This window comes from Agromyces marinus, assembly GCF_021442325.1.
In the GTDB taxonomy this organism is placed as follows: domain Bacteria; phylum Actinomycetota; class Actinomycetes; order Actinomycetales; family Microbacteriaceae; genus Agromyces; species Agromyces marinus.
On sequence record NZ_CP087879.1, the window covers coordinates 1,851,863 to 1,864,030 of the forward strand.

Annotated in this window: 10 protein-coding genes; 5 read left to right on the forward strand and 5 right to left on the reverse strand. The window is 71.0% G+C overall.

Annotated features, from left to right (window positions below):
- Positions 1 to 68: 68 nt before the first annotated feature.
- Positions 69 to 2,381, reverse strand: a complete 2,313-nt coding sequence (gene ligA, locus DSM26151_RS08685) for an NAD-dependent DNA ligase LigA (protein ID WP_234661848.1) — start codon at positions 2,379 to 2,381, stop codon at positions 69 to 71.
- Positions 2,382 to 2,770: 389 nt separating this feature from the next.
- A complete protein-coding gene (locus DSM26151_RS08690) occupies positions 2,771 to 3,013 on the reverse strand; it encodes a restriction endonuclease (RefSeq protein WP_234659175.1) in 243 nt (80 codons plus the stop codon).
- A 52-nt stretch (positions 3,014 to 3,065) separates the two neighbouring features.
- Between DSM26151_RS08690 and DSM26151_RS08695 the strand changes: the two genes are divergently transcribed.
- Positions 3,066 to 3,386, forward strand: a complete 321-nt coding sequence (locus DSM26151_RS08695; RefSeq protein ID WP_234659176.1) for a nucleotidyltransferase family protein — start codon at positions 3,066 to 3,068, stop codon at positions 3,384 to 3,386.
- Positions 3,383 to 3,721 carry a HepT-like ribonuclease domain-containing protein gene (locus tag DSM26151_RS08700; RefSeq protein ID WP_234659177.1) on the forward strand — a complete coding sequence of 113 codons (339 nt, stop codon included), beginning with the start codon at positions 3,383 to 3,385 and terminating at the stop codon, positions 3,719 to 3,721. Before DSM26151_RS08695 ends, DSM26151_RS08700 begins: the two co-directional genes overlap by 4 nt.
- A 46-nt stretch (positions 3,722 to 3,767) precedes the next feature.
- Here the strand turns inward: DSM26151_RS08700 and DSM26151_RS08705 are convergent, their stop codons facing one another.
- The 3 genes from DSM26151_RS08705 to DSM26151_RS08715 all read right to left on the reverse strand — a co-directional run bounded on the left by DSM26151_RS08705 (position 3,768) and on the right by DSM26151_RS08715 (position 8,628).
- Positions 3,768 to 4,949 (reverse strand): Fic family protein, encoded by a 1,182-nt coding sequence (locus DSM26151_RS08705; RefSeq protein WP_234659178.1) that lies wholly within the window; start codon positions 4,947 to 4,949, stop codon positions 3,768 to 3,770.
- 275 nt (positions 4,950 to 5,224) lie between these two features.
- Positions 5,225 to 6,364, reverse strand: a complete 1,140-nt coding sequence (gene mnmA / locus DSM26151_RS08710; protein WP_234659179.1) for a tRNA 2-thiouridine(34) synthase MnmA — start codon at positions 6,362 to 6,364, stop codon at positions 5,225 to 5,227.
- Positions 6,365 to 7,392: 1,028 nt separating this feature from the next.
- Positions 7,393 to 8,628, reverse strand: coding sequence for a cysteine desulfurase family protein (locus DSM26151_RS08715; RefSeq protein WP_234659180.1), 1,236 nt, complete (start codon positions 8,626 to 8,628; stop codon positions 7,393 to 7,395).
- Positions 8,629 to 8,678: 50 nt separating this feature from the next.
- Here DSM26151_RS08715 and glgX point away from each other — a divergent pair, with 50 nt between their 5' ends.
- From glgX to DSM26151_RS08730, 3 genes are all read left to right on the forward strand, one after another.
- Positions 8,679 to 10,820 carry a glycogen debranching protein GlgX gene (gene glgX / locus DSM26151_RS08720; RefSeq protein ID WP_234659181.1) on the forward strand — a complete coding sequence of 714 codons (2,142 nt, stop codon included), beginning with the start codon at positions 8,679 to 8,681 and terminating at the stop codon, positions 10,818 to 10,820.
- A 19-nt stretch (positions 10,821 to 10,839) separates the two neighbouring features.
- Positions 10,840 to 11,337, forward strand: coding sequence for a Cys-tRNA(Pro) deacylase (ybaK, locus tag DSM26151_RS08725; protein ID WP_234659182.1), 498 nt, complete (start codon positions 10,840 to 10,842; stop codon positions 11,335 to 11,337).
- Between the two features lie 218 nt (positions 11,338 to 11,555).
- Positions 11,556 to 11,960 carry an MmcQ/YjbR family DNA-binding protein gene (locus DSM26151_RS08730; protein WP_234659183.1) on the forward strand — a complete coding sequence of 135 codons (405 nt, stop codon included), beginning with the start codon at positions 11,556 to 11,558 and terminating at the stop codon, positions 11,958 to 11,960.
- The last annotated feature ends 208 nt before the right edge of the window (positions 11,961 to 12,168 follow it).

The window sequence follows — 12,168 nt, forward strand, 5'->3', positions numbered from 1 at the left end:
CTCCGTCGTGTGGGGATGGGATCGTTCGATTCTATCGGGGCGGATGCCGCGGGCCCGGGGCCTCCGGGTCACCCGAGCGCGTCGGGGCCCTCGGTCACGAGCACCCGGAACTGCGCGGCGTCGAGCACGCGGATGCCGAGGGCTTCGGCCTTGGCGAGCTTGGATCCGGCGCCGGGGCCGGCCGCGACGTAGTCGGTCTTCTTCGACACGCTCGAGGCGGCCTTGCCGCCCGCGGCGATGATGGCCTCCTGGGCGCCGTCGCGCGTATAGCCCTCGAGGGATCCGGTCGCGACGATCGTGAGCCCGGCGAGCACGCCGTCGGCGGCTGCAGCCCTGCCCGGCCCGGGGTGTCTCGGGGTCGCCCACTGCACGCCCGCGTTCTGCCACCGGTCCACGATCTCCTGGTGCCAGTCGACCTCGAACCAGTCGATGAGCGAGTCGGCGATGATGCCGCCGACGCCGTCGACCTCGGCGAGTTCGTCCCGGGTCGCCGCACGGATCGCGTCGAGCGAGCCGAAGTGGTCGGCGAGTGCGCGTGCCGCGACGGGCCCGACGTGCCGGATGTTGAGGGAGACGATGAGGCGCCACAGCGGCTTGGTCTTGGCCTTGTCGAGTTCGGCGAGGAGCTTGTTCGCCGCGGCCGACGGGTGCACGACGACGAAGTCCTTCTTGAAGCCGGCCTTGCGGCGCTCGGCCGCGTCGAGCCCGGCGGCCTCGGGCGGGTACTCCTTGGTGACGCGCTGGAACGGCGCGCGTACGCGCACGGTTCCGTCGTCTTCGAGCTTCTCGAGCCCGGTCTCCATGTCGCGCACGACGACTTCGATGGGCAGCAGGTCGTCGAGGCGGAGGTCGAATAGGCCGGCCTCCGTGACGAGCGGTGGGGTCTCTGGCCGGAGGGGGTGGGTGAGCGCGGCGGCCGAGACCTCGCCGAGCGCTTCGATGTCGAGCCCGCCGCGCGAGCCGATGTGTTCGACGCGGCCGCGCACCTGCGCCGGGCAGGACCGCGCGTTGGGGCAGCGCAGGTCGATGTCGCCCTCTTTCATGGCGCGCAAGGGGGTGCCGCACTCGGGGCAAGTCTCGGGCATGCGCCATTCGGTCTGGGTGCCGTCGCGGGCGGACTCGACCGCGCCGAGGATCTCGGGAATCACGTCGCCGGCCTTGCGGAGAACGACCGTGTCGCCGATGAGCACGCCCTTGGCCTTCACGACCTGCTGATTGTGCAGGGTCGCCTGCCGCACGGTGGAGCCGGCGACCTTGACCGGTTCCATGACGGCGTAGGGGGTGGCCCGCCCGGTCCGGCCGACGCCGACGACGATGTCGAGCAGCTTCGTGTGCACCTCTTCGGGCGGGTACTTGTAGGCGATCGCCCAGCGCGGTGCGCGGCTGGTCGCGCCGAGTTCGTCGTGCAGGGCGAGGTCGTCGACCTTGATGACGATGCCGTCGATCTCGTGCTCGATGTCGTGCCGGTGCTCGCCCCAGTGCGCGATGAACGCGGCGACGTCGTCGACCGAGTCGAACACGTGCGAGTGCGGCGAGACGGGCAGGCCCCACCCGGCGATGAGGTCGTAGATCTCGGACTGCGCCGCCACGGGCGGCTCATTCCAGGCGCCGATGCCGTGCAGGTATACGGCGAGGCGGCCGAGCCGGTCTCGCATGAGTTCGAGGTCGAGGGCGCTCTTGTTCTCACGTCGCTGGCGAAGGCTTCCGGCGGCGGTGTTGCGGGCGTTGGCGAACTCGGGGTACCGGGTCGTGATCTTCTCGGGGTCTCTGCCCTTGGCGAGTTCGGCCGCCTCGTGGTCGGCCTGGAGTTCGCGCTGGCGCGCGTTGAGCGCGGCGAAGTCGGCGGTACTGAGGAAGACTTCGCCCCGGACCTCGAAGAACGGAGGGAACCCTTCTCCGCTGAGTCGGGTCGGGATGGCGGGGATGAACTCGAGGTTCTCGGTGATGTTCTCGCCGACCCGCCCGTCGCCTCGGGTCGTCGCGGTCTCGAGCACGCCGTCGCGGTACGCGAGGCTGATCGCGAGCCCGTCGATCTTCAGTTCCGTGAGCCAGCGCACCGGCCGGCCGGCCGATGCCTCGGCCTTCGCAGCCCACTCGCGGAACTCCGCTTCGGAGAAGACATTGTCGAGGCTCAGCATCCGCTCGGCATGCTCGTGCTCGGGGAACCCGGCGGATGCCACCTCGGCACCCACCTGCTGGGTCGGGCTGTCTTGCCCGGCGAGCTCTGGGAACGCGCGCTCGAGCGCCTCGAGGCGGTGGAACGCCTCGTCGTACTCCGCGTCGGAGAGCGGCGAATCGCCATCGCCGTAGTACGCCCGCCGAGCGGCGTCGATGCGTTCGGCCAGCCGGTCGGCCTCGGCTCGCGCGGACTCGAAGTCCATCGATTCGAGATCGGTGGGGATGCCGCTCGCAGCAGTCGTCTCGCTCACGCACCAATCCTAGGGATGCCCTCGGACACGCGATCGGCGGCGGCGGTCACATTCGGCGGTCGCCAGCAGTCGGTGCCGAGGGTGGCGCCGGCGCGGCCCCAAGCAGCTCATCGACGCGCCCGGCGATGGGTTCGCGCCCGGCGAAGAGCGCACCCCTCGGCCGCGGTCGTGCAGCGGGCAGCAGAGTCCGGCGAACCGCCCGTCGGATGACTTCGGCCCGTGACATGCCCAGCCGCGCCGCCTCGACGGCGATCGCGCTCGAGGTCATCAGGCAAGAACAACGTCGTCCTCATCCACCCATCGTACGAACGACCGTACGGCGGCCGACCTCCGGTGGGGACTCACAGGGTGTCGAAGTAGTCCTCGTCGACCTTGTAGAGCGTCACGGTCTGGTCGGGCTGTACGCCGACGCCGTGCCTGAGCATGAGCTCGGCGAGCCGCTTTCCGTCGATGAGTTCGATGCGCTTGTTGACCCGCTCCGCCTCGTCGCGTTCGAAGTACTCCACTACGCGTTGCCAGTCCAGAAACTGGGCCGCGTGCCGTGTCCACGTCGTGCGCGTCGACGGATGCTGCTCGGTTAGCATGCACAGCCACTCCACCCCAAGACTTGAGACAATCGCCGCTATCCTGAGTCGCATGGCCACCGTATCGCCAGCGGCCGCGACCAAACGGGCCGCGCTCGTCGCCCACCGCGAGGAACTCGATGCAGTGCTTCGCCGATACGGCGCGCTCAACGCACGGTTGTTCGGATCGGTGGCCCGCGGTGATGCGGACGACGCGAGCGACGTCGACATCCTGGTCGACCTGGATCCCGATGGCGGGAACCCATTGCTCCGCGTGGCCGGCATCGGCGAGGAGTTCAGCCGCATCCTCGGGGCCCGAGTCGATGTGGTGACACCGCCGCTCTTGCGCGACCCGGTCTCAGCGACCGCGATGGCGGACGCGGTCGCCCTGTGAGCCGTTCAGCCGACGAACGCATCGCCGACATCCTCGCTGCGATCGATCGATGCTTGACCTACCGGCAGTTCCTCGATCAGACGAACGACACCCAGGCCGCAATGGCGTACGACGCCGTCCTCCGCAACCTTGCGGTGATCGGTGAGGCAGTGCGCACGTTGCCCGCCGAGTTCACCGCTTCGATGCCGAACGTTCCATGGGCCGCGATCGCGGGACTCCGGAACGTCGTGATCCACGAGTACTTCCGCGTTGATTCGTCGCTCATCATCGATATCGTCGATAGCCAACTCGCGCCACTTGCCGCACAGCTGCGGCGTGTCCCGCTCAGCGACTGACTACCGCCTCGAACACCTCGGCAGCGAAACGACGGGCGCGCCGGAGCTATCCGTGCCGACGCCGCGCCCGCGCACCGAACGCGTCGAGCGCGTCGAGCACGTCGGTCGCCTGCCAGATGCGGTTGCGGTTGCCCGCGCTGATCTGGGTGAGCACGCCCACGTCGACGAGTCGATCGATCGCGGCCTGAGCGGCGACCGCCGACACGTCGAGGCTCGCGGCGAGTGTTCTCGTGTTCACGACCGGCTGCTGGAGCAGGAATCGCATCGCGCGGTGCACCGACGAGTGGCTGCGGGCGGTGACCTTCGTATCCCATCCTTCCGCGATGGCCCGCAGCTCCTCGACCAGGGTCCTTCCGTTGCGGACGGCGGCGAACGACGCCTCGGCGACCGCGATGACGATCGCGTCCGGTCGGCCGCGACGGTACTCGGTGAGGGCCCGGAAGTATGCGTCGGTGTCGGCGAGCAGCCCCGCGGAGACCGGCACTGTGACGTTCCTCGTCAGCCGGTGGTGCCGGAGCATGCTGTGCAGCAGCGCCCGCCCCGTCCTGCCGTTGCCGTCGGGGAAGGGGTGGATCGTCTCGAATTGGGCGTGCGCGATCGCCGCGTGCGCGAGCACCGGGATGTCGGTGCGCCGGGCGAACTCGACCAGGTCGGCCATGAGCGCCGGCACCCGATCGTGGTGGGGTGGGACGAAGGATGCCGCGTGCGGCGAGATCCCTCCCCCACCGACCCAGACCTGCTCGCTGCGCCAGGCGCCGACGTATCCGGGTGCGCTCTCACGCAGCAGCGCGTCCTGCATGGCGAGGATCGAGGCTTCGTCGATGCGGTCGGCGAGGTCGAGCGCGGCCTGCATCGCGGTGACGTTCGCGACGACCAGCCGCGCGTTCGGGGAGCGTGATCTGCCGAGCTCGGCGAGGGCGAGTTGCTTCGCACTCGCGGTGACATGCTCGATCTCGGAACTGGATGCCGACTCGGTCCGCAGCAGGATCGACGCGAACGGCGCGGCGATCACCCCCGACTCGGCGTCGAACCGGGCCAGTTCCGCACTGGCATCGTCGGCGATCGCGAGCGTTTCCGCGGCGAGCTCGACCGCCGCGTCGGCGATCAGTGGAGGGACGGCAGCCTCGTAGTCGCCGTGGGCCGCCCTGAGCGCGCGCCGCGAGGCAACCTCGTCGCCCGATCGTTGCCAGGGGCGAGGCTCGTACGCAACCGCAGGCCACGTTGGCATGCGCACATCATAACAAAGCTAAAGGGAGAAAGCTTTGGTATGGCTGGCCGAGGTGGTTCGCAGCCCTGCCTGCGGGCAACGCCTCAACCCGTGGTGGATGCGGTGCTGGGAGTCGACACCGATCGTCGGGTGCGCGGATTCGCGTCAGGTGCGCGAATGCGGGCCCGCGCACCGGTCGCGAAATCGCGCACTCGGCGGTACCGGCGGCGCGGTGCCGACCGCACGCGCCGGCGAACGGCGCGCCGCATCGACCAGGCCCGGGTCGGGCGCGAAGCTCAGGCGTCGACCGGCACCGCGCTGACCGTGCGGTCGATCGTGCACTGACCGAGCACGCGCGTGCCGACGTACACGACCGCGGTCTGCCCGGGAGCGACGCCGGTGAGCGGCGCGTCGGGGGTGATGACGAGTTCGGCGGAGCCGGCGGCATCCGTTTCGATCTTCGCGACCGCGGGCACCGGGTCGGCATGCGCGCGGATCTGCACCTCGCAGGCGAACTCGTCGCCGTCGGCGGCGACGTAGCCGGATGCCACGGGGTCGGCGCCCGCCCACGAGAAGCGGGATCCGGCGATGAGGCCCACCGCGAGGGCCTCCTTCGGGCCGACGACGACGGTGCGTTCCTTCGGGCGCACCTCGAGCACGAAGCGGGGCTTGCCGTCGGGCGCGGGCGTGCCGAGCCTCAGGCCACGGCGCTGCCCGACGGTGTAGGCATGCGCGCCCTCGTGCTCGCCGACGACGGCTCCGGTGCGGTCGACGATCTCGCCCGGCGCGGTGCCGACCTTCTCGGCGAGCCAGCCCTTCGTGTCGCCGTCCGAGATGAAGCAGATGTCGTACGAGTCGGGCTTGTTCGCGACCGACAGGCCGCGGCGCGCGGCCTCTTCGCGCACGAGCGCCTTCGACGGGGTGTCGCCGAGGGGGAACATCGCGTGCGCGAGCTGCTCGGTCGTGAGCACGCCCAGAACGTACGACTGGTCCTTCGCCTCGGCGGACGCGCGGTGCAGTTCGCGGTTGCCCGCGGCATCCGTCACGATCTTCGCGTAGTGGCCGGTGACGACCGCGTCGAACCCGAGCGCGAGCGCCTTCTCGAGCAGCGCCGCGAACTTGATGCGCTCGTTGCAGCGCATGCACGGGTTCGGGGTGCGCCCCGCGGAGTACTCGGCGATGAAGTCGTCGACGACGTCGGCCTTGAACCGCTCGGAGAAGTCCCACACGTAGTACGGGATGCCGAGCAGGTTCGCGGCGCGCTGCGCATCCATCGAGTCCTCGATCGTGCAACAGCCGCGGCTGCCCGTGCGCAGCGTGCCCGGCATGCGGCTGAGCGCGAGGTGCACACCGACGACATCGTGGCCGGCCTCGACGGCGCGCGCCGCCGCGACGGCGCTGTCGACGCCGCCGCTCATCGCTGCCAGAACCCGCATGGGTTCCAGTCTACGAGCCGGGTCCTGAGCGCGGGCCGAGCGGATGCCGCGGGCGGGCCCCTTCACGGTCGTAGCCGAGGCCCAGCCAACCCATCATCCGAAGAGCTCCTTTGCACGCCGCAGCTTGAGCTTGGGTCTGCCCCGGTCCCCACGTTGCTACGACGACTTGACACTGCCGTCACCCTGTTCGCTCAAGTGCTTCGCAAGGTGTCTCGCGGATTTCGTCAAGTGGCGTGAGCCAACTACCAGGAGCAAGTCCGTCGTCCGGAATCTCGAACACAGCTGACAGGGCTGCATCTGAGAGATCGTTGAAACCGAGCACGAAGAGCACACCTGGCTCCGGATACGCGTCATCTAGTACGACCTCATTCCTGAGCCCAGGATTCGTGCCTCCGACGATGAGTCGATCACCTTCGCGTGCTTGGGCGTCGCCAGATGCCTCCCACACGGACACTGTATCCCCACGCGCTTGCGAGCCCGGTGGGGTGGCACTGAGACGTACGTGGTGAACCTGCAGGTTCGTGCAGATTCCAACCAGAAGGTGCTGCCCGTCGTAACCGAGGCTATAGGGGCCGAGGATCTCATAGTTTCGATTGCACGCCGCCAGCGAGAGCGTGAGCCCAAGGATCGACGCCGCGGCGACGAACCGTTTCCATCGATTCACCATCAGCACCTCTCGTAGCCGCCGCCTGGCGCTGCGGTCAATTCGATCGGACTGAGGCAACCGCCACCGCCGTAGGGCGCGTTCCCGGTCACATAGGAGGCGGCCGCGCCGACTGCCCAAACGACAACGTACACGTCGTTCCCGAGCGTCGCGGACTGAGTCGAATGTGAAATCTCGTGCGCGACTAGCCCAGGGCGATCTGCGAACTCATCATGCGGAAGACGCGTGAGAATCGTATTCCCGATTGTCATGGTCCCATCAACCGGAAGGCCAGAGCAGAGCACGAGACCTTGTTCGAATTGCTCACAGTCTCCCTGAACTGCGGCGAGTCCGCCTCCTGCCAAGAATCCGCGCGGCCGCGCGGTCACCGGTCGAAGCTCGTGACCCGCGATGCCATGCCCGCGCGCGCAGCGCGCTCGACGGCGGCGGGCAGAGCACCGAGGAACGCGTCGACATCCGCTTCGGTGCTCGACCACCCGAGCGTGACCCGCAGCGCACCGCGCGCCTCGGCCTCGGTGCGGCCCATCGCGAGCAGCACGTGCGAGGGCTCCGGCACGCCCGCCTGGCACGCCGAGCCCGTCGAGACGGCGACGCCCGCGGCATCCAGCAGGAACAGCAGCGAGTCGCCCTCGCACCCGGGGAACGCGAAGTGCGCCGTGCCGGGCAGACGCCCGGCAGCCTCGGCGTCGCCCGAGAGCACGGCCGACGGCACGGATGCCGCGACCCCCGCCACGAGTCGGTCGCGCAGGCGCGACATCCGCTCGTTCTCGACCTCGCGCGAGGCCTGCGCGGCGAGCGCGGCCGCGGCGAACCCGACCGCCGCCGCGACGTCCTGCGTGCCCGAGCGGATTCGGCGCTGCTGGCCGCCGCCGTGCAGAAGCGGTTCGATGCGCGTCGACCGGTCGAGCACGAGCGCGCCGATGCCGACCGGCCCGCCGATCTTGTGCGCGGAGACGCTGAGCGCGACGAGGCCCGCGCCCGGCGGCGCCGAGGTCTCGCGGCGGAGCGCCCGCAGATCGATCGGCAGGTGCCCGTAGGCGGCGACCGCGTCGACGTGCAGCGGCACGCCCGCGCGGGCGCACAGTTCCGCGACCTCGCGCACGGGCTGGATGGTGCCGACCTCGTTGTTCGCCCACAGCATCGTGACGAGGGCGACGGATGCCGCATCCCCCGCGAGCACCTCGGCGAGCGCGTCGACCCGCACCCGCCCGACCGCGTCGAGCGGAACCTCGACGACCTCGGCGCCCTCGGCCGCGACGAGCCAGTCGACGGAATCGATCGTGGCGTGGTGCTCGCCCGCGGGCACGACGATGCGGCGCGCGCCGGTCTCGGCGCGGCGCCGCCAGTACAGCCCCTTGAGAGCGAGGTTGACCGCTTCGGTGCCGGTTCCGGTGAACACGACCTCGATGCCGTCGGCGCCCAGCGTCGCGCCGATCTGCTCGCGGGCCTCCTCGAGTCGGCGCTTGGCATCCTGCCCGATGCTGTGGATCGACGCGGGGTTGCCGACGAGGCGCAGCGCTTCGGTGACGGCGTCGATCGCCTCGGGCCGGAGCGGCGTCGTGGCGGCGTGGTCGAGGTAGACGGGGTCGCGGCCGAGCACCTGCACCTCCTGCCGGGAAGACGAAACCCTACCGAACTACTGTAGTTCGCATGTGTCCGGCCGACTCCCTGCGCGAAGCCGTCCCCGTCCGTGAAGCGGATGCCGCTTCCGCGCGCCCGCACACGGAAGATCCGTTGCGCGACCTCGGGGTCCGCACGCACGCGAACGGCGGCACGATCCGGGTGTGGTCGGCGAACGCGGCATCCGTCGAACTCGTCGTCTTCGACCCGGCCGATCTCGAGCGCCCGATCGCACGGTCGCCGCTCGCGCGCGACGCGCACGGCGTGTGGGAGGCGCACTCCCCCGCGCTCGTCGCGGGCGCCGTGTACGGCCTGCGCGTCGACGGGCCCGATGGCCCGCCGCACGCGTTCGACCCGGGCCGTGCCCTCCTCGACCCGTGGGCGCGCGGGCTGCACCCTGCGGCCGACGGCACCTTCCGCGGGGTCGTGCTCGACCCGCTTGCCGAGGAGGGGTTCGACTGGGGCGGCGTCGGCAAGCCGCGCGTGCCGCTCGACCGCACGGTCGTGTACGAGACGCACCTCACCGGGTTCAGCAGGCTGAACGAACGCATCCCCGAGCCGCTGCGCGGCACCTACGCGGGGCTCGCGCACGACGCATCCCTCGAGTACCTCACCGGTCTCGGCGTGACGACCATCGAACTCCTGCCCGTGCACGCGTTCGCGACCGAGGAATGGCTTCGCCGCAAGGGCCGCGCCAACTACTGGGGCTACAACACGGTCGGCTACTTCGCCCCGCACGCCCCGTACGCGAGCGCCGAGGCGCGGGCCGGCGGTGCGGCCGCGGTGCGGCACGAGTTCGCCGGGATGGTGCGCCGCCTGCACGAGGCCGGCCTCGAGGTCGTGCTCGACGTCGTCTACAACCACACCGCCGAAGAGGGGCAGGGTGGCCCGACGCTGAGCCTGCGCGGCATCGACCAGGCCTCGTACTACCGGCACGACGCGCACGGCCGCCCCGTCGACACGACCGGGTGCGGCAACACGATCGACTTCGGAACGGATGCCGCGGTGCGGCTCGTGCTCGACTCGATGCGGTACTGGGCGGGCGAACTCCAGGTCGACGGGTTCCGGCTCGACCTCGCCGCCACGCTCGGCCGCGACGCGCACGGAACCTTCACCCCGGAGCATCCGCTCTTGCAGGGCATGCTCGACGACCCCGTCATCGGGGCGGGCAAGCTCATCGCGGAACCCTGGGACGTCGGCCCGTTCGGCTGGCAGACCGGCGGGTTCCCGCCCGGGTTCACCGAGTGGAACGACCGCTACCGCGACCGCATGCGCGACTTCTGGCTCGGCGACCTGCGCCGCGAACGGCACGGCGAACCGGGCAGCGGCATCGGCCGCTTCGCGACCCGGCTGGCCGGGTCGTCGAACACGTTCGCCGCCGACCGGGGCCCGCTCGCGAGCCTGAACTTCATCACCGCGCACGACGGGTTCACCCTCGCCGACCTCACCGCGTACGACGTCAAGCACAACGAGGCCAACGGCGAGCAGAACCGCGACGGCACCGACCACAACAACTCCTACAACCACGGCGTCGAGGGCCCCACCGACGACGAGGGGGTGCGTGCGGCGCGTCGGCGCAGCATCCGCAACCTGCTCGGAACCCTGCTGCTCTCGGCGGGCGTGCCGATGCTCACGGCCGGCGACGAGTACGGGCGCAGCCAGCACGGCAACAACAACGCGTACTGCCACGACTCCGAACTCACCTGGCTCACGTGGGACGCCGCCGAACGCGACGCCGCCCTCGAGGCGACCACCCGGCACCTGCTGCGGCTGCGCCGCGAGAACCCGGCCCTGCGGCCGGAAGACTACGGGCGGCTCGGCGAGCACGTGCCGACCGCGTCGCAGATGGACTGGTACACGCCCGACGGCGACACCATGACGATCGACGAATGGCACGACCCCTCCCGCCGCACCCTGCTGTTCCTGGCTGCGTCGACGCCCCGCACCGGAGGGTTCAACCGGGTGCTGCTCGTCGTGCACGCCTCCGAGACGCCCGCCGACGTGCTGCTGCCGACCCACCCGGGCGTCGACGCGTACGAACTGCTGTGGGATTCCGGCGACGAGGCGCCGGGCGACGGGCTCGGCACCCGCGAGGCGCCTGGGGCTCGCGTCGCCGTGGCGCCGCAGTCGATGCGGCTCTACCGTGCCCACGGCGGATTGCGAGCCGCCTGATGAGCGGGCTGGTGCGCTGATGGCCGGGCGAGCGGATGCCGCGGCCGGTACCCCCGCGACGCTCGCGCTCACCCGGGCCGGGGTGCCGTTCACGGCCCACCCCTACGAGCACGACCCGCGCGCGGCGGCCTACGGGCTCGAGGCCGCGGAGAAGCTCGGCGTCGAACCCGACCGCGTCTTCAAGACCCTGCTCGCGAACGTCGACGGCGCGCTCGCGGTCGGTATCGTCCCGGTCGCCGACCAGCTCGACCTGAAGGCGCTCGCCGCGGCGCTCGGCGGCAAGCGCGCCGAGATGGCCGACCCGTCGCTCGCCGAGCGCAAGACGGGCTACGTCGTCGGCGGCATCAGCCCGATCGGGCAGAAGACGGCGCTGCCGACCGTGCTCGACGAGTCCGCGATCCTGTTCGAGACCATCCTCGTCTCCGGCGGGCGCCGCGGCCTCGACCTCGAACTCGCCCCCGACGACCTGATCGCGGTCACCTCCGCCCGCTACGCTCCCATCGCCCGCGCCCGCTGACGCCGTGCCGGGGGCTCTCGCGTCGGGCAGCGCGCGCTATTGGGCAACCTCACGCGCTGGTCTGCGCCAGTTCCCGCGTGCTGCGCCACGTGTGGTGGCGCGACCGCCGCGAAGTGGCGCAATCGGGGCCGCCCCGGGTGGGAACCCGCCCGCCGCAACCCGCATCCGACACGATCGCCGCGTCGACCCCGCCGTCGCCGCGGAGTAGCGTGGTGCGCATGCTCGCGCTCGACGACGTGGCACGCATCGCACTCGCGCTTCCGCAGACCGAGGAGGTCGTGGAAGGGCACCGGGGCGGTCGGGCGTGGCGCACGAAGAACGGCATGTTCGTGTGGGAGCGCGGCCCGACGGGTGCAGATCTCACCGCGCTGGATGCCGCGGGCCGCGAGTGGCCGGACGGCGCGGTCGTCGGCATCCGCACCGACGGGCTCCACACCAAGGAGGCGCTGCTCGAGGCGAACCCGGACTGCCTCTTCACGATCCCGCACTTCGACGGCTACCCGGCGGTGCTCGTGCGACTCGACCGGGTCGATCCGGCCCTGCTGCGCGAACTCATCGTCGACGCCTGGCTGGACCGGGCCCCGAAGCGCGTCGCGCGCGAGTACCTCGCCGCCGAACGCTGACGCGCGCGCTTGCGGCCCGGCGCACTGCGCCACTTCGCGCGCGCTGCGCCACCTCCCGGTACGGCTCCGCCGCACCTCCCGCGCCCGGGTATGCGCCACCTCTCGTGCGCTGCGTCACCTCGCGCTCGGGTCTGCGCCAGCTCCCGCACGCTGAGCCACCTCGCGCTCGGGTCTGCGCCACTTTCCGCGCACTGCACCACGTGAACTG

Coding starts and splice junctions, on each gene's coding strand:
- ligA (WP_234661848.1), bottom strand. CDS start 2,381: ATGGACTTCGAGTCCGCGCGAGCCGAGGCCGACCGGCTGGCCGAACGC.
- DSM26151_RS08690 (WP_234659175.1), bottom strand. CDS start 3,013: ATGCTAACCGAGCAGCATCCGTCGACGCGCACGACGTGGACACGGCAC.
- DSM26151_RS08695 (WP_234659176.1), top strand. CDS start 3,066: ATGGCCACCGTATCGCCAGCGGCCGCGACCAAACGGGCCGCGCTCGTC.
- DSM26151_RS08705 (WP_234659178.1), bottom strand. CDS start 4,949: ATGCCAACGTGGCCTGCGGTTGCGTACGAGCCTCGCCCCTGGCAACGA.
- mnmA (WP_234659179.1), bottom strand. CDS start 6,364: ATGCGGGTTCTGGCAGCGATGAGCGGCGGCGTCGACAGCGCCGTCGCG.
- glgX (WP_234659181.1), top strand. CDS start 8,679: ATGTGTCCGGCCGACTCCCTGCGCGAAGCCGTCCCCGTCCGTGAAGCG.
- ybaK (WP_234659182.1), top strand. CDS start 10,840: ATGGCCGGGCGAGCGGATGCCGCGGCCGGTACCCCCGCGACGCTCGCG.
- DSM26151_RS08730 (WP_234659183.1), top strand. CDS start 11,556: ATGCTCGCGCTCGACGACGTGGCACGCATCGCACTCGCGCTTCCGCAG.